22 protein-coding genes are annotated in these 21,406 nt (G+C 42.2%); 11 read left to right on the top strand and 11 right to left on the bottom strand.

The window, feature by feature from the left end; genetic code table 11:
- Positions 1-14: 14 nt before the first annotated feature.
- On the bottom strand, positions 15-365 hold the full coding sequence (locus DES35_RS02365; RefSeq protein WP_371851072.1) for an MGMT family protein: 351 nt from the start codon (positions 363-365) through the stop codon (positions 15-17).
- A 14-nt stretch (positions 366-379) separates the two neighbouring features.
- Here DES35_RS02365 and aat point away from each other — a divergent pair, with 14 nt between their 5' ends.
- Positions 380-1,030: a leucyl/phenylalanyl-tRNA--protein transferase gene (gene aat / locus DES35_RS02360; protein WP_235183089.1), complete on the top strand. Its 651-nt coding sequence runs from the start codon at positions 380-382 to the stop codon at positions 1,028-1,030.
- Here the strand turns inward: aat and DES35_RS02355 are convergent.
- From DES35_RS02355 to DES35_RS02330, 6 genes are all read right to left on the bottom strand, one after another.
- Positions 1,005-1,436 carry a PaaI family thioesterase gene (locus DES35_RS02355; RefSeq protein WP_114365695.1) on the bottom strand — a complete coding sequence of 144 codons (432 nt, stop codon included), beginning with the start codon at positions 1,434-1,436 and terminating at the stop codon, positions 1,005-1,007. The two genes, aat and DES35_RS02355, sit on opposite strands and share 26 nt — an antisense overlap.
- 3 nt (positions 1,437-1,439) lie before the next feature.
- Positions 1,440-1,940, bottom strand: a complete 501-nt coding sequence (locus tag DES35_RS02350; protein WP_037360109.1) for a hypothetical protein — start codon at positions 1,938-1,940, stop codon at positions 1,440-1,442.
- 45 nt (positions 1,941-1,985) lie between these two features.
- Complete coding sequence (locus DES35_RS02345) at positions 1,986-4,016, bottom strand: monovalent cation:proton antiporter family protein (RefSeq protein ID WP_114365694.1); 2,031 nt, start codon at positions 4,014-4,016, stop codon at positions 1,986-1,988.
- 198 nt (positions 4,017-4,214) lie between these two features.
- Positions 4,215-4,649 (bottom strand): DUF2452 domain-containing protein, encoded by a 435-nt coding sequence (locus DES35_RS02340; protein ID WP_037360105.1) that lies wholly within the window; start codon positions 4,647-4,649, stop codon positions 4,215-4,217.
- Positions 4,650-4,673: 24 nt separating this feature from the next.
- On the bottom strand, positions 4,674-6,122 hold the full coding sequence (gene gatA, locus DES35_RS02335) for an Asp-tRNA(Asn)/Glu-tRNA(Gln) amidotransferase subunit GatA (RefSeq protein ID WP_037360103.1): 1,449 nt from the start codon (positions 6,120-6,122) through the stop codon (positions 4,674-4,676).
- 25 nt (positions 6,123-6,147) lie between these two features.
- On the bottom strand, positions 6,148-6,339 hold the full coding sequence (locus DES35_RS02330) for a Sec-independent protein translocase subunit TatA/TatB (RefSeq protein ID WP_037360101.1): 192 nt from the start codon (positions 6,337-6,339) through the stop codon (positions 6,148-6,150).
- 509 nt (positions 6,340-6,848) lie between these two features.
- On the opposite strand from DES35_RS02330, the gene dnaX reads away from it, so the two are divergent.
- From dnaX to DES35_RS02305, 5 genes are all read left to right on the top strand, one after another.
- Positions 6,849-7,919: a DNA polymerase III subunit gamma/tau gene (dnaX, locus tag DES35_RS02325; protein WP_037360099.1), complete on the top strand. Its 1,071-nt coding sequence runs from the start codon at positions 6,849-6,851 to the stop codon at positions 7,917-7,919.
- A gap of 47 nt (positions 7,920-7,966) precedes the next feature.
- The gene (locus DES35_RS02320; protein WP_114365693.1) at positions 7,967-8,548 is read left to right on the top strand and encodes a hypothetical protein; all 582 of its coding nucleotides are present in this window, start codon (positions 7,967-7,969) and stop codon (positions 8,546-8,548) included.
- 39 nt (positions 8,549-8,587) lie between these two features.
- Positions 8,588-9,130 carry a bifunctional pyr operon transcriptional regulator/uracil phosphoribosyltransferase PyrR gene (pyrR, locus tag DES35_RS02315; RefSeq protein ID WP_114365692.1) on the top strand — a complete coding sequence of 181 codons (543 nt, stop codon included), beginning with the start codon at positions 8,588-8,590 and terminating at the stop codon, positions 9,128-9,130.
- Positions 9,127-10,056: an aspartate carbamoyltransferase catalytic subunit gene (locus DES35_RS02310; RefSeq protein WP_037360093.1), complete on the top strand. Its 930-nt coding sequence runs from the start codon at positions 9,127-9,129 to the stop codon at positions 10,054-10,056. The genes pyrR and DES35_RS02310 overlap by 4 nt, the downstream gene beginning before the upstream one ends.
- Positions 10,057-10,124: 68 nt before the next feature.
- Positions 10,125-11,093 (top strand): YeiH family protein, encoded by a 969-nt coding sequence (locus DES35_RS02305; RefSeq protein WP_114365691.1) that lies wholly within the window; start codon positions 10,125-10,127, stop codon positions 11,091-11,093.
- On the opposite strand, the gene DES35_RS02300 is transcribed toward DES35_RS02305, so the two are convergent.
- Complete coding sequence (locus DES35_RS02300; RefSeq protein WP_170125673.1) at positions 11,090-11,518, bottom strand: Fur family transcriptional regulator; 429 nt, start codon at positions 11,516-11,518, stop codon at positions 11,090-11,092. The genes DES35_RS02305 and DES35_RS02300 overlap by 4 nt on opposite strands.
- Positions 11,519-11,588: 70 nt before the next feature.
- Here DES35_RS02300 and DES35_RS02295 point away from each other — a divergent pair, with 70 nt between their 5' ends.
- Positions 11,589-11,996, top strand: a complete 408-nt coding sequence (locus DES35_RS02295; RefSeq protein WP_114365689.1) for a DUF4625 domain-containing protein — start codon at positions 11,589-11,591, stop codon at positions 11,994-11,996.
- Between the two features lie 60 nt (positions 11,997-12,056).
- Here DES35_RS02295 and galE read toward each other — a convergent pair whose 3' ends face one another.
- Complete coding sequence (gene galE / locus DES35_RS02290; RefSeq protein WP_037360088.1) at positions 12,057-13,079, bottom strand: UDP-glucose 4-epimerase GalE; 1,023 nt, start codon at positions 13,077-13,079, stop codon at positions 12,057-12,059.
- A gap of 1,101 nt (positions 13,080-14,180) precedes the next feature.
- Here galE and DES35_RS02280 point away from each other — a divergent pair.
- Positions 14,181-15,083: a histone deacetylase family protein gene (locus tag DES35_RS02280; RefSeq protein ID WP_114365687.1), complete on the top strand. Its 903-nt coding sequence runs from the start codon at positions 14,181-14,183 to the stop codon at positions 15,081-15,083.
- 276 nt (positions 15,084-15,359) lie between these two features.
- On the opposite strand, the gene rplS is transcribed toward DES35_RS02280, so the two are convergent.
- A complete protein-coding gene (gene rplS / locus DES35_RS02270) occupies positions 15,360-15,707 on the bottom strand; it encodes a 50S ribosomal protein L19 (protein WP_037360187.1) in 348 nt (115 codons plus the stop codon).
- Positions 15,708-15,960: 253 nt separating this feature from the next.
- Positions 15,961-16,446 carry an ABC transporter ATPase gene (locus tag DES35_RS02265; protein WP_114365685.1) on the bottom strand — a complete coding sequence of 162 codons (486 nt, stop codon included), beginning with the start codon at positions 16,444-16,446 and terminating at the stop codon, positions 15,961-15,963.
- A gap of 246 nt (positions 16,447-16,692) precedes the next feature.
- Here DES35_RS02265 and DES35_RS02260 point away from each other — a divergent pair, with 246 nt between their 5' ends.
- From DES35_RS02260 to DES35_RS02250, 3 genes are read left to right on the top strand one after another with little or no spacing between them, the layout of a single operon-like run.
- Positions 16,693-17,184, top strand: a complete 492-nt coding sequence (locus tag DES35_RS02260) for a YceI family protein (protein ID WP_114365684.1) — start codon at positions 16,693-16,695, stop codon at positions 17,182-17,184.
- Positions 17,185-17,224: 40 nt separating this feature from the next.
- Positions 17,225-19,414, top strand: a complete 2,190-nt coding sequence (locus DES35_RS02255) for a S9 family peptidase (RefSeq protein WP_114365683.1) — start codon at positions 17,225-17,227, stop codon at positions 19,412-19,414.
- Positions 19,415-19,464: 50 nt separating this feature from the next.
- A complete protein-coding gene (locus DES35_RS02250; protein ID WP_114365682.1) occupies positions 19,465-21,375 on the top strand; it encodes a peptide MFS transporter in 1,911 nt (636 codons plus the stop codon).
- The last annotated feature ends 31 nt before the right edge of the window (positions 21,376-21,406 follow it).

Genomic DNA, 21,406 nt, shown 5'->3' with positions numbered 1-21,406 from the left:
GCCGGATTTTTACTTTACAGCAGTTCTTTGGAAGGTATCCATAGCAATTTATCAAACCCAACAACCTGGTCATTGAGTACCTGTACACCTTCAGCTTCGAGTAGTTTTTTCATTTGATCAGGTGAGCCAAAATGATGTTTCCCGGTAAGCATGCCTTTTCGGTTTACTACCCTGTGAGCTGGTATTGTAGGTTGAGAGTGAGAAGCATTCATAGCGTAGCCGACCATCCGAGCAGCCCTTTTGGTGCCCAGATATTCGGCAATATGACCATATGTAGTCACTCTGCCGCTTGGAATCATACGCACGACATCCCAGACCATTTCGTAGAAATCCTGTCGTCGTATGTTTATTTTGTAGCTTTTCAAACAAAAATGAAATTTTGAGCCAAATTAAAGATGTGGATTCGCTTTTTGAATATCCTGGAGCAAATGATCCGGGAGATTTCCCCATCTACATTGGTGGCAACCTCACGGTAGATGTCCTCCTGGATGCTTACCGTCATGGCTTTTTCCCTTGGTACAATGAGGGGGAAGTAATTCAATGGTGGTCACCTGATCCCAGGCTTATACTCTTTCCACACAAGGCACATGTAAGCCACAGCATGCGAAATGTTTTTAGCAGAAATATATTTCGGTATACTATAAATCAATGCTTTGAAATAGTGATTGACCGGTGTGCAAATGTGCGCAGGGCCGGCCAATCGGGTACATGGATTACCAGTGAAATTCGTTGGGCATATTCTCAACTGCATAAAAAGGGATACGCCCTCTCGGTAGAAACCTGGAATGGGGATCGCCTGGTGGGGGGACTTTATGGTGTAAGGATTGGCAAGGTATTTTTTGGAGAATCCATGTTTAGCCAGGAAAGCAATGCATCCAAGTTTGCCCTATTGAGTATATGCAGGCATTGGACTCAAACAGGAGAAATACAACTTATCGATTGTCAGCAAGTAACAAACCATCTGCTATCTCTAGGAGCAGAGGTTGTAAGTAGGGGAGGCTTCCTCACATACCTGAAGAAGTTGATTTGATAATCCAATCCTTCTCACTGATGTAGGCCATGCCCTGAAGGGTTGCAACAACTTGGTTATCCGTGTAAATATGAATGGTATAATAGGCGAATTTACGGGTGCGCGTAGTTTCGATAGCCTCCGCAAAAAGTTGCTGCCCTAAGAACAGAGACTGGACATACTGGCATGTAAGCTGAATGGTTTTGGCAATTTTGCCGTGAGCATTTGCTGCAAAGGCCAGGGCACTATCTGCAAGAGAATACACAATGCCTCCATGAGCAATGTGAAAGCCATTGGTCATTTCTTCTCTGATGGTCATGATTAGCCTGGAATGACCTGGGCTGATCTTATCGACCTCGATACCCAGCCAACGGCTAAATGCATCGTTGGCCATCATGTAATTTACAATCTCTTCGGCTGTATACATGGGTCATATCTCTCTGTGTAGATCTGTATGTTCTTCGATCACTGATATCAGCACATCAAGCATAAACATCAGGTTGAGATGGTCATACACATTGTACTTTTGATGCTGAGATATACGATCAAAAAAATTGTCAAAAAGCAACCGTAGAACTGAAGGATTATCGCTCAAGGAGAGCAATTTTTCCTTGTCAAACTGGGGGTTCTCATCGTTGATGATGGATTTATACAGTTCATTTTTTTCGTTGATGATTTTTTTTATACCATCTTCGCCTACCATGTTTACATGTAGTCCGACTTCCTTAAATCCGCTTACCAGCATCAATACAGCTTGATACAGATATTCCTGCATTTCTTCAGGAATTTCTTCGTCCAAATCGAAGAGTAAGGAAGCGAGAATGGGCTGCTCATCGACCAGATAATTGATGGTATCCAGGTATTGGGCATCGGTAAGTGCCAGCGATTTTTCTTTGACGATTTTGTAAAAATCAGGTGTGTAGTGTGACATATTTAAGTTGTTGAGAATAAGAAAAAATTATTTATGTTGAGTTGTTTATTCATCGGTAGTACCCCAGTGGCCGGTATCACTTACCCGACGATAGAGAGCGGATATATTGTCAAATGTACCCACTACATAGAGGACGTCGTCCTGCTTGATTTCTTCATCAGGTCTGATATCCTGTATGTAGTCTTTACCCCGCCGAATGGCAATAAGATTGAGGTTATACTTTTGTCGCAAGCCACTTTCAGAAATCTTTCGGCCAGCTAATCCTGAAGCCAGCTTGCTTACCTTGATGGCTGCAACAGACAAATCAGGTATGTTCAGGTCTACGGAGCTGGAGCTTCGAGCTTCCACGGGTCGAAAAAGCTCGTAATGTGCACTTCTGATGGTAGAAATCACCTCAGATATTTCATGCATGGGCACCAGGTATTTGTGCAATACCCGACTGAAAATTTCAATGGAGGTTTCAAACTCTTCGGGTATGACCTCATCGGCACCGAGAGCTACCAACTCTTCGATTTCGCGCACATAGCGGGTTCGAACGATTAAATACACGTTTTGACTTAGCACACGAATGGCCGAAATAATTCGCTTGGTTGCATTCAAATCGGAAATTGCGATCACTGCAACCCTTGCTTTTTCTACATGAGCACTATTGAGTACTTCTGTGTGTATCGCATCTCCGAAAATGACCTGCACTCCCTGTTCCTTCGCTTCTTTGACAAGGCGCCCGTCAATTTCAATTACTACGTGCGGTATTCCCGAAAATCTGGCGGCTCTGCTTACATTTTTGCCATTGATTCCATAGCCGATGATCAACAGGTGATCGCTCAAGGTTTCTTTCGGTATTTCAGCGAGTTCCACGCGATCGCCTGGTCGTATCATATTGTTAAACTTACTGAGTATTACCGGCACATTAGTCTGCCCCAACAAGTCACAAATTCTATCCATTTGATTGATTATCAAAGGTGTCACTAAAATAGAAAAAATGGATATGGACAGAAAATACTGATTTACAGTGCCTGATATCAAAGAGTAATCTTTGGCAGTTTTGAGCAGCACAAAAGAAAACTCCCCAATCTGCGCTAAAGCGAGGCCGGTCATAAGGGAAACACGCGTTGATTTGCCCAGCATAATCAGCGCAGAAGAACCGGCAATGAATTTCAGAAAAACTACCGCTAAGGTCAATAAAATTATCCAGTAAAAATTCTGAAGGAAAAATCCCAAATCAACCATTAAGCCTATGGAAATGAAAAAAAAACTCATAAATACTTCTCTAAAAGGCAGCACATTGGCAACTGCCTGGTGGCTGTACTCGCTCTCTGATATGACCAGACCGGCAAGGAATGCTCCGAGTGCCAGTGAAAGACCAGCTTCATTGGTAAGCCAGGCAATAGCAAAGCAAGTCAGTAAAATAGTGAGAATAAAAAGCTCCTGACTCTTGGTCGATGCTACCTGATACATCAATGCCGGGAATAAATACCGGGCAGCGAGAAGTACAAAAAGTAATACAGCAAGAGTTTTTAAAACCAATAAGAAGAGTAGGTACCATGTGTTACCGCTACCCTTGCCGGCCATGATTGGTATAAGCAGCATCATAGGCACAGCTATTAAATCCTGAAAGATGAGAATGGCCATTGAACTTTTTCCTTCCTGATTGTTAATCCGGCCAGCAGCCTGCAATAATTTGATTACCACTGCAGTACTGCTTAGCGAAACCATAAAACCTATGAGCAGCGATACATTTGGATTAAACCCATAGAGATAGGATATCAATCCTGTCAGCAGAATGGAGAAAATCACCTGCAAACCCCCGCCAATGAAAACGGTGGTGCGAATAGCTGACAGTGTTTTGAGATTAAATTCAATACCGATGAGAAAAAGTAACAATACCAGGCCAATTTCAGAGAGGATTTCAATTTGTTCGGTCCCCGTGATCAGGCTAAGCCCAAATGGTCCGATAAGCATTCCAGCGGCTAAGAATCCGATGACTGAAGGCAATCGGATACGCTGAAAAATCATAATCATCAAAGCTGAAACACCAAGAATGAGTACAAATTCACCAAAAATGTCAATGTGCATACATCGGTTTTTATCTGTAAATGGTCTTTAAAGAATCCTCTGGCAAAATATAGCAAAACTGCTTATAAAATTTTAAAGAACAGCCTTACAGACCATAGCAATTTGTTAGTAGATGATTAAATCTCCTGCTTGCTTGGATTTCAATTTGTTGGTGGTTGAAGGTGGATAAGAGCGAAGCTATTGAAACACTATTCACCTTCATTTGTTTACGATTTCCCAGGTATGGTCGGCCAGTAGTTTCACGCTGTAAAGGTATTCGCCTGGTCTTCTGGACCTGCCCCACTCTTCAGGTCCTACCATACTGAGCACATGAGAACCGTCGCCTTTGCGATAGAGGTGATATACGTGATTTATTTCTGGTTTGAAACGGATTTCACATCCGTAAATGATGCGTGCCAACTCTTTTCGACGCTGGATCCCATCGGCCTGTTTCATCAGCAATTCTACCTGTTCTCTGATCTGCGACAGCTGAAGGTCTGTCTGATGTTCCATGGCAGCGATTGCTCTTCCGATGGTTTTACCCATATCCAGGGGTTTTACTACTGCACTGCCTACATGATGAGCATAGGGCAAAGCAGACGGTTTATCGGTTGTCTTATCCTTGTCAATCGGGTTTGCGAAATCTTCATTCATGTTTATTTCAAACCGGTTGCAGCATTATTTGTTGACCAAATCCGGATTGTAGGTGCTCAATTTTGATACCTGATCGGCCATTTCTATGATTTGAAAATCTTTAAAGACCGGTGCCATAAGTTGTAAGCCTATTGGCAATCCGTTGCTATGTTGGCCCATAGGAATGCTGATCGCTGGTATACCGGTGATGTTAGCCATCACAGTAAAAATATCCTCCAGATACAATTTGGTCGGATCATCAAAGACCTTGGATAATGGAAAAGCCGTACCCGGGGTCGTCGGAGTTAGCAAAAAGTCACATTTTTCAAAAATATTATTGGTAGTCTGTACTATCAGCCTTCTTGCCTTTTGTGCCTTACCATAATACGCATCATAGAAACCCGAAGACAGTACAAAGGTACCGAGTGTAATTCTGCGCTTGACTTCTGGACCAAAGCCTTCTGTGCGCGACAGAGTATACACTTCATCCATATTGGTGGCATTGGGGCTTCTGTATCCGAAGTGTACGCCATCGTAGCGCGCCAGATTGCTTGAAGCTTCAGCAGTAGCTATTATATAATAGACAGGAGTTAGATAGTCCAGGTGAGGTAGATGGGCTTCTACCACAGTGTGACCCGCCTGACGAAGATGGTCCAAAGTGTCTAGTGTCAGTTGTTTAATTTCGGGGTCAAGTGCCGGATGTTCGAGCGTTTCCGTGAGATATCCGATGGTATATTTTCGCTCGGAACCAAGTGCTTCAGAGAAGGGCTCCACCGCATGCGACGAGGAGGTTGAGTCCATAGGGTCTTTGCCAGCCATCACTTCCAACAGAAGGGCCATGTCTTCAAGATTGGTGGTCAGAGGGCCGATTTGGTCGAGTGAACTGGCAAAGGCGATGAGACCATACCTCGAGAGTCGCCCATAGCTGGGCTTCATGCCATAAATACCGCAAAATGCAGCTGGCTGACGTACACTTCCACCCGTGTCACTTCCCAGTGCAGCATGACAAAGTCCGGCTGCTACAGCAGCTGCAGAACCTCCCGATGAACCTCCGGGTACCATGGCCTTATTGTGAGGATTCAGCGCAGGGCCATACACAGAAGTTTTGTTTGTGGAGCCCATGGCAAACTCATCCATATTAAGCCGGCCTATGATAATGGCATCCTCTTTTATCAATCGTTCGACTACGGTAGCTGTAAACAAACTTTCAAATCCATCCAGAATTTTAGAGGCTGCCGAAACACGGTGACCCTTAAGACAAATATTGTCTTTGATTCCGATGATCATACCGGCAAGCCGACCAGCCGTGCCAAATCTGATTTTCTGATCAACTACGGTAGCACGTTCACGGGCTTCGCCGTAGAAAATCTCAACAAAGGCATTATGCGTATCTTTTTCAATTTTTTCAATGTAGTGATTTACGGCATCGAGACAACTGAATTCCCCATTATTGAGAGATTCCTGCCACCTCCTGAGTCCGGTGTAGTGCATCATATTCAAAATGTAATAGTTGGTATGACTACTGATTGGCTTTATTATCGTCTTTTTTTTCGGGCTCTTTCATTGCGTCTTTAAACTCTCTGACTCCGGAGCCGAGGCCTCGCATGAGTTCAGGAATTTTTTTTCCACCAAACAAAAGCAAAACAATGACAACAATGAGCACAATCTGCCAGGGACCTATCATGCCAAGGATTATCCACAAGAAATTCATCTGTACCTGAATAAAATTTTTCGTGCAAAACTACAACTTAATTTGCAGGGGGAAATCACACTTTCGCCGTCTGGATGAGTCAGATTTAAGAGGTCGTTTGAAGTCCATGGATTGATTGATGGTCACTATTACCAATACATGACCATAAACAGCTTTCCAAATGGACCAAAACATCGCTTTATACAGCTAAACGCTTGTGCCAGAATAGATTTTTTACTTAAAATTTCAAACATATTAGCCTAGTGCAACCCTATGGCCACTGACATCATTCATCGAGGTGCCCGGTAAATCAACTGTTCACAATGAAAATGAAGTAGAACAAACAGTACATACGTACAGCAACGCTATTCCGATCAAATAAAATCAAAATCCAATTTCACAGTGGAGAACTCTGCTCTAAGACAATTTAAAAATGAAACCAAAGCTTGTCGACTTGCCTGATTTGTACCCGTACAAAAATTGTTGTGAAGTCTCCGACCGTTGTTTGAGTCCTCTGTACTTTTGCTCGTATGGAAGAATTTATTGTTTCAGCAAGAAAATACAGACCCACAGACTTCAGCTCAGTGGTAGGGCAGGAGCACATAACCAAAACTTTGGAACGAGCCATCCAAAACAACCAATTAGCACATGCACTACTGTTTACAGGTCCCCGGGGTGTAGGTAAAACCACTTGTGCCAGAATCGTCGCCAGAAGGATCAATCAGACATCAAAAGACGATCTTACCGACTACAGCCTCAATATTTTTGAGCTGGATGCCGCCTCAAACAACAGCGTAGATGACATCAGGCACCTGAACGAGCAAGTCAGAGTAGCACCACAGCTGGGCAGATACAAAGTTTACATCATCGACGAGGTGCATATGCTGACGACTGCCGCCTTCAACGCCTTTCTGAAAACTCTGGAAGAGCCCCCCATCCATGTTAAATTTATCCTGGCCACAACTGAAAAGCACAAAATCCTGCCTACCATTCTCTCTCGTTGTCAGGTGTATGATTTCCGGCGAATTAGCGTAGATGAGATAGTAGCACATCTGCAAAAGATTTGTGAAAAAGAAGGTATACAAGCCGAGCCTATGGCCTTGCATATCATAGCCCAAAAATCAGATGGTGCCCTGCGGGATGCACTCTCCATTTTTGACAAAATGGTATCGTTTTCTGGTAAAAATCTCACTTTCGATGAGACCATCAAAAATCTCAACGTACTCGACTATGAATACTATTTTAAAGTCGTTGATTCCTTGCTGGTCAACGACCCATGGCAATTGCTTTTGATATTTAAGGAAATTTTAGACCATGGACACGATGCACAGATTTTTATCAATGGATTGGCTTCCCATTTCAGAGATCTGTTGGTAGCCGGTAACAATCGGACAAAATCACTGCTTGAAGTACCACATCAAATTAAAAACAAATACGAAGAACAGGCCAGTAAATTGTCGCCTAACGATATTTTCAAGGCGTTAAAAACACTCAACGAAACAGATGTTAAATACAAGACTTCCAATAATCCCAGACTTTTGGTAGAGTTGACATTGATACAGCTCAGCTCGATATTTAAATCCAAAGAACCAAAAAAGTAGAAAGGTCTGAAGGCCTTACGGAGTCAGGGCCTTCAGACCAAAAAAAATTGACTCCGGAGCCTCTGAAAAACCCGGGAGAAAATCCTCCAGACATTCAACAGGTCACTAGAGCTGAAAAGTATGAAATTAAAGAAACAGAGCCCATAAAAAATTCTGAAGGAGCCGAGGCCCGCAAAAGTATATTTTCCATTAATCAGCAGCTCGGAAGTCTCAACAGTACCATGGAAATCCACCACCTACCCGAGGACCCTCTTGAATTGGATAAGGTACTGGAAATTTGGGACGAGTGTGCTGAATGGGTACGTCAAAACAAAAATGCCATTCATGCAGACCAGATGAAAACATGGAAACCAGTGGAAATCTCCGGCAATCGCATCACTGTGCATACCCCATCGCTGGCAGTTGAATCCCTGATAAAAGACCATCTGGAGACCTATATAGACACCTTCAGGAAAAAACTCAACAATTTTGCTATCGAATTTATTTTTGAGCGAGTTGAAACTAAACCCGAAGAGGAGGCTGATCGCTCCATACCTGAAAATTTCAAAAAGTTTAAATTTCTCATGGACAAATACCCTGAAGTCAGAGAACTTGTAAAAGAGCTCGAACTCTTTCCGACCGAGATGTAACATTGCAATGCTCCACCAACTACTTTAGTCCCGGAAAATATGGATAAAAAAATCTTGATGAATGAGCAGCTGATGAGCATCACATTGCAGCGATTGTGCCGGCAGCTGATCGAAAATCACAACGATTTCAGCAAAAGTGTGATTATAGGGCTGCAACCACGGGGAATCGCCATGGCCCGAAGAATACAACAACTGCTTGAAGAATCAGGAGTTAAAAAATTGCGTTTCGGCAGTCTGGACATAACTTTCTTCAGAGATGACTTCAGAATACACGCTAAACCCTTAAAAGCCAATGAAACTAGAATAGATTTCGTGGTTGAGCAACAACGCGTAATTTTTGTGGACGATGTGCTCTATACCGGCAGAAGCGTGAGGGCAGCCATGGATGCCATTCAATCTTTCGGACGTCCATCACAGATAGAGCTGATGGTACTCATTGACCGGCGTTTCAGCCGGCAACTGCCCATTCAAGCCACCTATATAGGGCGACCTGTAGATGCTATAGCATCTGAAAGAGTAATCGTAGAATGGAAAGAAGAAAATGAAAAAGACCAGGTTATAATCATTAGACACGAAGGATGAGCGCATTGAGTCAAAAGCACCTATTGGGGATAAAATATTTACAACTATCTGATATTGAGCTAATTTTTTCAACAGCTGATGAATTTCTGGAAGTAATCCGAAGGCCCATCAAAAAAGTACCTTCACTCAGAGACAAGACCATTGCCAACATTTTCTTTGAAAACAGCACGCGGACAAAACTCTCTTTCGAACTGGCTGAAAAGCGATTAAGTGCCGATGTAATCAATTTTTCAGCATCCGGGTCTTCGGTCAGTAAAGGAGAAACACTGGTTGATACCGTCAACAACATTCTGGCTATGAAAGTGGACATGGTAGTAATGCGACATCCTAACCCCGGAGCTGCTCACTTTCTTGCCACTCAGGTCAATGCAACCATAATCAATGCCGGTGATGGCGCCCACGAACACCCAACACAAGCTCTCCTGGATGCTTACTCCATCCGACAAAAATTTGGAAACAATTTGAAAGGACTGCGAATTGCTATAATAGGTGATATCCTACATTCACGCGTGGCCTTAAGTAATATTTTTTGCCTGAAAATGCTGGGTGCAGAAGTCAGGCTTTGTGGTCCCGCTACGTTGATACCCCGATACATCGATCAGTTGGGAGTGGAAATAAGCTATGATTTGATGGAAACCCTGCGATGGTGTGATGTCGCCAATTTCTTAAGGGTTCAGCACGAGCGTATGGATGTAAAATATTTTCCCACATTGCGAGAGTACATCATGCAGTATGGACTTAATTCGCAGTTGCTTCAAAAACTTAACAAACCCATCACCATCCTACACCCGGGGCCTATCAACAGGGGTGTAGAGCTCACCAGTCAAGTAGCCGATGGCGAGCACTCTATTATACTTCAGCAGGTTGAAAACGGAGTAGCCATCCGGATGGCAGTGTTGTATCTGCTGGCCGGTACACGGGAGTAATTTACATCACTCAGCAGAGGTTCAGATAGAAGTATCCTTGCCAAAATTTTTGAACGACAATTTCTGAAATGGATAAAAAATTTATTGTCGCCCTGATTTTTGGAGTCATTGGGGTAATTTTATCATTTGTAAGCAAAGACATCACAAAGCTCGGCCTTGTAGGAACCGGATTTTTTATAGGTCTCATTCCTGCCCTGTTGTTTCAAAATCAAATTCAAAAATTCACCGATTCCGCAGCTTTGAAAAAAATTGAAAAATTTCTATTCCCCATTGTAGTAACGCTTATCGGATTTGAAATTAAATTCATTCAAATAACCTCTGCCCCGGCCTACATGTGGTTTTTCATTATTGCGATGATGGCCTTCACCATTTTGTTCTCATGGTTAATTTCTGGTAAAAATGCTCTGGGGGCTTTTACAGGTATTGGTACAGCGGTATGTGGAAATTCTGCCATTGCGGCTCTTGGTTCCTTCTGCCGCAAGAAGGTCAATGAAGCAGCCATATCCATAGGGGTAATCAACTTACTCAGCGTTGCAGCTCTGGTGGTTATACCAGTTCTTGTCAATATTTTTAAGTTAAGCGAAGCACAAGCAGGATTTTTGGCAGGTACAGGTGTACAATCCATGGCATTGGCCATCGCGTCAGGTTCCCTGCTGGGCGAACAAGCTGAAATTTGGGCAACACTGACCAAACTTACAAGGGTTGCACTACTTTCCCCTGCCCTTCTTCTCTCAATCCAACTGCTGAAAAATGAGAGGACTGAGAAAGGTAAATTTGTCATTCCCAATTACATATGGTTTTTTGTCGTGGCTGTTGTCCTGGCCAATCTTCAACTTCTGCCAACCAGCCTGCTTGAAATAATTAAGTCTGCCAACAACTGGCTTTTTGCAGGGTTGATGGTAGTGGTGGGACTTCAACTTACCAGAAAATCGATGACAACTAGTGGCATTAAAGCACTGGCTACAGGAGCTGCTGTATGGATTTTTCAACTTGGCCTTATACTTTCGTTCCTCAAAATAGGAGGCATACTGACCTAGGATGTAGTCGATGCACAGGATTTACACAGTCCATAAACCAGACACACTACTTGCTCACGTGTATAGCCAGCAGGCAATGAAATATCCGGAAGCTCTATGTCCGTAAGACAAACCATCGAGTTACAAATCCTACAACTGAAATGAGGGTGCAGCCGATGACTTCCACTTTCCTTAGGTTTCATCATGTACTTTACATTACCACTGGCATCACGAAGTTTTTCTATGATTCCAGCCTCTTCCAAATCGCGCAGAGCTCTGTAAAGGGTCACCCTATGACCTTCAAAGTCCTTTGATTCTGAAAGCTCCTGATATGAGATTCCGGACTCACTCTTCATTATCATCCCCAATAAAACCAACCTCCAACGAGTAGCTTTGAGGGACGAGTTTTTGAGTATTTCACCTGCCGAAACAAATTCTTTTTGCATCGTAGTTGCATTTATTGTATTGTAACGTATATTTGCAACGTTGTTGCAAAATAAAAAACTAAACAAAGGTATGAAAAGAACTTTCTTATCCCTGGTCATGGTAGCCACCTATTTGGCAGTTTCTGTTTCAAGTTGTAAAAAAGACGATCACGACCACGACAAAAACGATACAGAGCCCCCAGTGATCACAATCATTCAACCTACAGCCGTAGAATTCGAAGTCGGAGATACCGTGTTTATTCAGGTATCCGTGGTAGACAATGTTGAAATGCACGAAGTAGATGTTCACATCAATAACAAAAAATCCGGTGAAGAAGTATATCACCTACATAGACACAGCCATAGCAAGGAAGTGAACATCAATTCGTGGTGGATAGCACAAGCTCCTACCGGTCATGATGATTACATCCTAAAGGTGGAGGCCGAAGACGCTGCAGGCAATAAGTCTGAAAAAAAGCACGAGTTTCACGTGCACTAGTACCTGATTTTCATTTGTGTAAAAAATGCTTCCCTTGTTTTTCAAACTGGGGGAGCATTTTTATTTAGAATGGAGTTTTTGCTCAAAATTCCAGGCAGAACGGAGCATATCTACCAGCGAATATTTTGCTTTCCAGCCTAGTTTTTCATTTGCCAATTTGGTATCCGCATATACAGCTTCGACATCACCAGGTCTGCGATCTACAATGCGATAAGGTATTTTAATTCCGGTAGCTTCCTCAAAGGCTTTAACCATCTGAAGGACAGAATAGCCTTCACCAGTGCCAAGGTTATAAACTTCAAAGGCTTTTTCCATCTTATCTTCTAGCATGCGGTTTAGTGCGTATATATGGGCATCTGCAATATCTACCACATGAATATAATCGCGAATGCACGTGCCATCAGGAGTATTATAGTCGCCCCCGAAAATCTTCAGTTCAGTCCTTTTTCCTATAGCAGTTTCCGTAATATAGGGTACCAGGTGATGCGGAGGCCCGTCCTGAAACTCACCAATGATTCCACTGTCATGGGCTCCGATTGGATTAAAATACCTCAGAGATATCACATCAACAGCACCTGTAGCGGCAAAATCACGAAGTATTTCTTCTGACATCTTCTTAGTATTTCCATAGGGAGATTCGGCGGGTTTGATGGGTGCATCTTCACTCACCGGCAGCTTATCCGGATTTCCATATACCGTGCATGATGAACTAAAGACCACATTGCGAATGCCCCTTCGCCCCATCTCTTCCAGCAGATTAATGGTACTGACCAGATTGTTGTAATAGTATTTCAATGGTTTTTCTACCGATTCGTTCACAAGCAAATAAGCAGCGAAATGAATGGCTCCAACCATATCAGGATATTTCTCAAACAGACGTGCCATCTCCGATTTGTCACACATTTCAACACGTTCAAAGATTACCGACCTCCCAATGACTTTCTCAATTTTGTCTTTTACTTCAATGGGCGATTCTGACAAATTATCTATAATTATGGGCTCAAATCCATATTCTATGAGCTGTACTGCAGTATGAGACCCTATGTAACCAAGCCCTCCGGTAACCAATATTTTTTTGTTCATTTTTTGAAATTTGTGCCAAAATAAAAGCGACTATTCATATCTTTTGATGACCAAGGATAAAATTTACCAAATTCCAACCAAAACGCTTTGAACAGTAAATTATGTTCTTTAAAGCGGTCAAGTCCTGCATTTTTGGTTAATGTTACTATAAGAAAGTCAAGTAGTTTCTTTCGGAGTTTATTAAAAAAATACATTTAGGCAGTAAAGGATTTCATCAAAGATAGTTTTTATTATTATCAACATAAGGAACAACAAATGATTGTTTTTTTACATATACATCTACAAAGGAATCAGGAAAACTTCAAGTCTCAATGTTATAAAATCGGTAAACAATCCAACACCGTCAACCTCACATAATATTTGATATAAAACTCGTACTTGAAAGTAGAACTGAATTCTCTATCAGCACCTTGACAATCTGAACTTGAATCTCGATAAAATGCTGTATTGAAATGATGCTTCAGCATAATGCATTTTAACTAACTTTTTTTGTATTCTTCAGACACCTTTTTATGCCAATTATTGTTAAGTAGAATTTGTACTTATTGGCCACACAAGTTCAGATAATCCCGTATGACCATTACTTCAGGAAAGCCTGTCCAAAATAATGATACAATACTCACAGCTATCGATAGAAGCCAAACCTGAATCCACTATCAGCTTAACCAAGGGAAATTCATCCAATCCAGTAAGCTTTTTCGTGTCCTGCATTTTAGGTTCAAACTTTTCCTATCTGGTATTGACTGGGCATTTTCAAAGCGGTATATACTGTAATATGCAATTCACGCAGCGGTAAGTCTAGAATAGAGTTTTTTTGCAGTACTTTACCTTTGGTTAACCATTGAAGGCAATTTTTTACGGTACATCACACCTTTGTTTACGCTACGCGATGACACATAAAAAGAGTAAAATGACAAAAGACTTATTTCATTACCATGTTCATGAAATTTATTATTTAGGAATTTCTAAGATGGATTTCGCATGAACTTTATAGCATTGTAATGCATATATTTTATGGTCGAAAGTTTTTTTGAACATCAACAAATTCTTCGAAATTACCTTTTTATTTAACGATTTTATAAGTACCACATCTGATAAAATATGTTGACAGTAGCATGGAGGTCTGAGTATATTCAACCATTGCCTGATGGGCATCGGTTTCCGATGCTGAAATACGAACTTATTCCTGAGCAGCTCATACGGGAGAGCATCATTCGCGAAAGTCAAATTTTTAAACCCGAACCAGCTAAAAGGATTGACATCACGGCGGTACACAGCGAAGAATATCTCACAAAGCTGGAAACCCTTGCACTATCCAGAAGTGAAGAGCGAAAGATTGGATTTCCGCATGATGAACGGCTTGTCTTCAGGGAAAAGTGCATCGTAAATGGCAGCATCTACAATGCTTTGTATGCGATTGAGAATGGATGCAGCATCAATGTAGCCGGAGGCACACATCATGCTTACAGTGATCGGGGAGAGGGTTTCTGTCTTCTTAACGACATTGCAGTGGCCACTAGCTACTTGCTTCGCCATAGACTGAGAGAGAGAGTGCTAATTGTAGACCTGGATGTACACCAAGGCAATGGTACTGCAGCTATATTTAAAAATGAACCAGGGGTTTTCACTTTTTCCATGCACGGAGCCAACAACTATCCGCTCCACAAAGAGCAATCTGATCTGGATGTTCCATTGCCTGATGGCATCACGGATGAACCTTATCTGAAGCTATTGGAGAGACATTTAAACGAAATCGCAGAAAGATTTCAACCGGATTTTGTCTTCTACCAAAGCGGAGTGGACATTCTTCACACCGATAAACTAGGTCGTCTGGCCATATCCGCTCACGGATGTGCCCTGCGTGACAGATTGGTGTTCAGGTTTTGCAAAATTCATCGACTTCCCGTAGCTGTGAGCATGGGTGGCGGATACTCACAACGTCTGTCAGATATCGTCAACGCACATGTATCTACATACAGAGAAGCTGCTTCGATATTTGATTGATAGCTTTAAAATTCTACGATTGCATCCCAGTAATTTGTGTAAAAAATTGAATGGCCTCTTGCTCAGACCTGAATTCTTTACTTAGAGAATAATAAGACATCCCAAAAAATTGCTTGCTCAAATGCACAACAAAGAGCCTGTCGTTTATCTTAACAATAGTTACTTTTTTTAAAAAACTTCTAAACTCTTTGATTAGAGGATTTAGTTCATCACGTGCATTCATAAACAAATAATCCGCTACAAAGTAGCGGATTACTTGTTAAAAATTCGTAAAGTCTATATTCTTTTTTCTTTAATTCTCGCTGCTTTACCAGTGCGATTTCTTTGGTAGAAAATACGCGCCCTGCGTACTTTACCTTTTTTGTTTACTTCTATACTTGATATAGAAGGAGCGTTGATTGGAAATATCCTTTCAACTCCGATTTCACCACTCATTTTGCGGATCGTAAAGGTTTCAGTAGCACCTGACCCTCTGCGCTGTATCACAACTCCTTTAAAGGACTGAGGACGGGTTTTATCACCTTCTTTGATCATGTAGGTAACTGTAATGGTGTCACCTGCTTTAAAATCAGGCCATTTTTTTGTTGTCACAAACTTTTCCTGTACGTACTTGATTAAGTCCATGTTTTTTGTTTTAAAGTTTTCTGATACCAACGTACACAATTTTTGCCAGAGGTTGTATATCAGCAGATTAAATTTTTGTTTATCCTCCTACCAATGGGCGCGCAAATGTAATAGTAAATTTTTAAATCCAAACTGTCTTAAAAAACGTTCGTTGTCTGAATTTTTATTTTTAAATAAATCTTTACTCTAATCAACAAGAATAAAAGACTGGGGGAAATCCCCCGTTTTGGTTATACTGAGATTCAGGGAAAACTTATTTGATGTATTGAAAGTGCCAGCTGTTTTTTACCGGCACAATCCATTTGGACTCCAGGTCCTTTTTAGTATGGAGCACGTTGTTGAAGACTAGAGTTTCCAGACCAATTTCCCCGTCTTTTATCAGTCGCTTGAAAGTCTGAAGATTGCACCCTACGATAGCATTACCATTTCGGTAGGCCACCTGAAAGCGGTCAAAGAGGATGATATCGCACTCCTTCTCCAATTGATTCAGCACCCTGACGGAAGCATCTATAGCGCATCCGCTTAACTGATTGAAGCTCTCATCTACCGCCAGTACGATAAATCTGTCGAAAAATATGGCAAAAGAGGCCAACAAAGGCTTGCCGTGAGCTGTCCAGTTCTGACAGAAGTTGTATAGTTTTTCTGATATTTTATCGAGATCTGCATCATTTAAAGTTTTGTCGCTTTGAAAAATCCAGATTCTCGACGAATCTTTCATTTCGTTAAAAGGTGCATACATAACGAATGAAATTTAAGTTAGGTTAGGCGAAGTTAGACTCTTTTCACTAAGATAAACCAGCTTTTTATAAAAAAAATTGACAGATTCAAAAATCGCAAAATCAATTCTTTGCCTGAAGTAAACAAGAATTCGTTATGCAAGCATAATAAATTTTAACACTCGATCATTGCCAAACCTGATGACATAGTGACATCTCCTTACAAAACATTTTCTGGCAGCAACAGTTTCTTTTAAAATGTTCTTCTTATGAGGGCTCTTTTACTCATCCTTTCAATTCCATTTGCATTGTATGGACAATTGCAAAAAGAGGTAAGATTTGAGATAAAAAATTTGGGTTCAACAGTCGAAGGTCATTTTGAAGAATTTACGCTCGACATCCAGTGGAATGAAAGCAATCCTCTCACCTCAAAAATTTCAGGATCAGTTCAGGTGGAAAGTATCAATACCGGTATTGGGTTACGAGACCGTCATCTGCGTTCATCATCCTACTTCGATGCAAAAAAATTTCCCACCATCACCTTCAAAGCACGCAAAATCGAACAAACTGCTGGCCGAGATGAATACAAGGTAATCGGACTACTCACCATCAAAGACATAAGCCGGGAAGAGACCTTTACACTTCACATCGACGAATGTGGGAGGAAGAAATTTACAACCATCATTGACAGAAGGAAATACCGCGTTGGCGGAAAGAGCATTACTATGGGCGATGAAGTGAAGGTCACAGTAATCGATTAGTGAATTTGGTGTAGCTTAGGCGGCTAAAAAGTAGATTTTTATGAAAATTACAACCGTACGAAGTAGTATTGCGTTACTCGTTATTGCCTTCTCCGTCCCGGCTGTAAGCCAAAAAAAGGAAATCACGATAGAGGACATATGGCTTAAAGGTGCTTTTGTGGCCTCCAACTACAGGGCGGGAGCAAGCCTCAACGATGGCCAGCATTACAGCCTGATGGTGATGACTCCGTCGGGGGTATCGCTGGTAAGAAACAGATATTCCGATGGAAAAACCGTAGACACTTTGGTGAGTGCCGCCAAACTCTCACAGCTCAATGGAGGACCTTTGCAATTCTCGAGCTATGAATTTTCTGCAGATGAAAGTTTGGTGTTGCTCGCCACCAGTGAAGTGCCCATCTACAGACACTCGTCAAAAGCAATATATTACATCTATGACCTCATCAACAATCGTTTGCAAAAACTTTCGGACACAGAATACCAACGATTGGCATTTTTTAACCCGGTAAAAAACCTTGTAGCTTTTGTATTTGATAACGATTTGTATTTCAAAGATTTTTCTACCGGAGAGCAGACCAGAATAACAGCAGATGGCAAGAAAAACGAAATTATCAACGGTGCTACCGACTGGGTATATGAAGAAGAATTTGGCTTTGATCGGGGTCATTACTGGTCAGAAAAGGGAAATTTTCTGGCATATTATCGCTTTGATGAATCTGAGGTACCTGTCTTTGGCATGGATGTATTTGGTACCGGCCTCTACCCTACCCGAGAAGAATTTAAATATCCAAAAGCAGGCGAGAAAAATTCAGATGTTCAGGTGTACATATACCAACTCAACACCAGACAATCCATCCCTGTAATATTGCCCGGACAATACGAATACATTCCAAGGATTAAGTGGACACCTGATGATGCCACTCTAATGGTGTATGCCATGAACAGGCATCAGAATGTGCTTGATATATATCTGGTAAATGCTACCACAGGAAAGGCTGAAAAAATTTTCTCCGAAACAGACAAAGCCTACGTAGATGTCAATGACAACATCAGATTTATCAGCAAGGATGCATTTATCTGGACAAGCGAAAGAAATGGTTACAACCATTTATATCTGGTCGAAAAAAGAGGTAAAAAAATAAGCCCTATTACCAAAGGCAACTGGGATGTGACAGACTTTTATGGATATGAGCCTCAGTCCGGTACGCTCTATTTCCAGGCATCGGTCAATCACCCCGGGCGCACCGAAGTATATAGTATTCAACTAAACGGTAAAAATCTGAAGCGACTGACGCCCGACGATGGTACAAACACGGCATCCTTCAGCAAGACTTTTCACTATTTTATTCACACGTACTCAAAAGCGGGACAGCCTCCGGTAATCGTCATGAGAAACAAAACCGGGGCTCTGGTCAGAACTTTGACAGACAATGAGCATCTGGTCGGGAAACTTTCTGCCTTTCAATTGTCACAGACAGAATTTTTCAGCTTCAAAACTTCTGAAAATTTGGAATTACACGGCTGGATGATCAAACCTGCTGACTTTGACCCGAATAAAAAATATCCTGTACTCTTGTATGTGTACGGAGGTCCGGGTGCCCAGACCGTAATTGACCGTTACGATCCGGCCAATCACTTTTGGCATCAGATGCTGGCACAAAAAGGAATTATTGTAGTTTCGGTAGACAACAGAGGCACGGGTCATCGCGGTGCAGAATTTAAAAAAGCTACCTATCTGCAACTTGGTAAACTGGAACTTTTGGACCAGATAGAAACAGCCAAATACCTAAGCACGTTGCCATTTGTAGATAAAGAAAGAATCGGCATTTGGGGATGGAGCTTTGGAGGCTACCTCTCATCGCTGGCCATCACCAAAGGTGCTGACTATTTCAAACTTGCAATTGCTGTAGCACCGGTAACTCACTGGAAATTTTACGATACAATTTACACCGAGCGCTACCTGCGCACCCCTCGGGAAAATCCATCAGGGTATGATGACAATTCACCTGCTTTGTTTGCCAATAAGTTGAGGGGAAAATATCTAATCATCCACGGAACTGCTGACGACAATGTGCACTATCAGAATGCCATGTATATGACAGAGCGCCTGGTACAGGCCAATAAGGACTTTGAGATGATGATGTATCCCGATAAGAATCATGGGATATATGGCGGATACACGCGACTGCACCTTTATCGGAAAATGACCGATTTCATCCTTAATAATTTGTAAAAGCACTATAGATTTGCCGCCGTTCACTCTTTTACAAACCACTTCTCAAGATGCATCCAGCGTATAAATTAATGTTTATTGCCTGGGCCGCAGTAGCCGCCTGGGTTGCCTTTGTCATTATTCTAAACAGAAAAATCCACCCCAAAGCCCTTTTTGCCCTTTTTATGGTGGAGCTTTGGGAGCGATTCAGCTATTATGGTATGCGCGCCATTCTGGTGCTCTACATGACCAGTGAGCTGGCAAAAGGCGGTTTTGCCTTTGATGATGCCAAGGCTTACGGCATCTATGGAGCCTATGGAGCACTGGTGTATCTCACTCCCATTTTAGGTGGATTTTTTGCCGATAAAATCATGGGCTTTCGAAATGCGATTATTTGGGGAGCTTTGCTGATGGCTGCCGGACAGTTTACCTTATTTCTCAACAATCAGGCAACCTTCTACATCGGATTGGCACTGCTTGTTATCGGCAATGGATTTTTTAAGCCAAACATCTCCAGCATGATTGGCCGATTTTATCCTGAAGGTGATCCTCGCAGAGACGGAGCTTTTACCATTTTTTACATGGGGATCAACATAGGCGCCTTTCTGACCCCTCTGACCTGTGGCGCCATAGGAGAGATAGAAGGCTGGCAGTATGGATTTCTTACAGCAGGCATCGGGATGGTGCTTGGATTTTTAATTTTTCTTTGGGCGCAGCGCAAGGGTTGGTATGAAAACCATGGCCTTAGACCTGAAGAGCCCGCCAAACCTATCGTAAAGGGCATTGGGAATACTGTTCTCCCCTATCTTACCACCATTCTGCTGGTCCCTGTCGCATGGGTACTGATTTTGAAAAACGATGTGGTAGACGTGATGCTTGCGGTATTGGCAATAGGTATCCTGGGATATCTTCTCTTTCTTGCTGCCAAATATGATACTGTGCAAAAACAGCGCATCTGGGTAATCGTACTGCTACTTCTGTTTACCACAGTGTTCTGGACTTTCTTTGAATTGGCGGGCAGTGCCATGAATCTCTTTACGGAGCGTAACGTCAATAAAACATTTCTGGGGATGACCTTCACCACTACGTTCTTCCAAAGTGTAAATCCGTTGTTTATCATGCTGTTTGCCCCGGTGTTTTCCTGGCTTTGGATCACCTTAGGCAAATCGGGCAAAGAGCCTGCCGCGCCTTACAAATTTGCTGTTGGGCTATCGTTGCTCGGATTGGGATTTCTTGTACTTACTTTAGGAAATACAGCGGCAAAAGCTGGTTTAGTACCGGCATTTTTTCTCATTATGTTGTACTTACTCCATACGCTCGGAGAACTCACCCTCTCGCCTGTTGGGCTATCTCTGGTCACCAAATTATCGCCGGCGAAAATTGTTGGTATGTTGATGGGCATCTGGTTTTTAAGTTCGTCCATAGCACACCAGGCTGGCAAACACATCGCTCGCTTTACTACTGTAAGCGAAGCTAAAATCATCAGCAATCCGGAGTTTAAAAAGTACGTATCGGATGAAAGATTGTTTAAGGTTCTTTCAAGTGAAAATTTCATCACACAGCTTAAGGAAATGTCCACTGAAAAAGCTCTAACCAGTGAACAAACATTGACAAACCTAAACGAGGGATTGGAAAAACCAGTATATGCCGTGGCTACCTTACAAATCAGAGAAGCTGTGGAGAGAGCCAATGAACTGAGCAATGAGTTACTCAGGACCAGAGCCCTCGAGGAAAGCAAAAAAACCTTTCTCATATACGCCGATAATGGCGATACCAGAGATTATGGCATAATTCCACAGGAAGAAGCGTCTAAACTCCTTGAAAGCAGCATCAGTGGACTGGTGATTTCATCTCTTCGCAACGATTCGTTGAATCTTGGTCTGGGAGTATTTCGCAATCTTGGTCTGTTTGCTATCGGATGTGGTGTAGTGCTCTTCTTGCTGGGTCCGATGGTAAGCCGTTGGATGCATGGAATTAAGTAATATACTTCTCCAAAGCAAAAAAGCTGTCTTC

Origin of the sequence: Schleiferia thermophila, from assembly GCF_003337435.1 — a bacterium.
Taxonomy (GTDB): Bacteria; Bacteroidota; Bacteroidia; order Flavobacteriales; family Schleiferiaceae; genus Schleiferia; species Schleiferia thermophila.
Note: the sequence above shows the minus strand (reverse complement) of the source record. Positions and strands in the feature narration are given on the sequence as shown.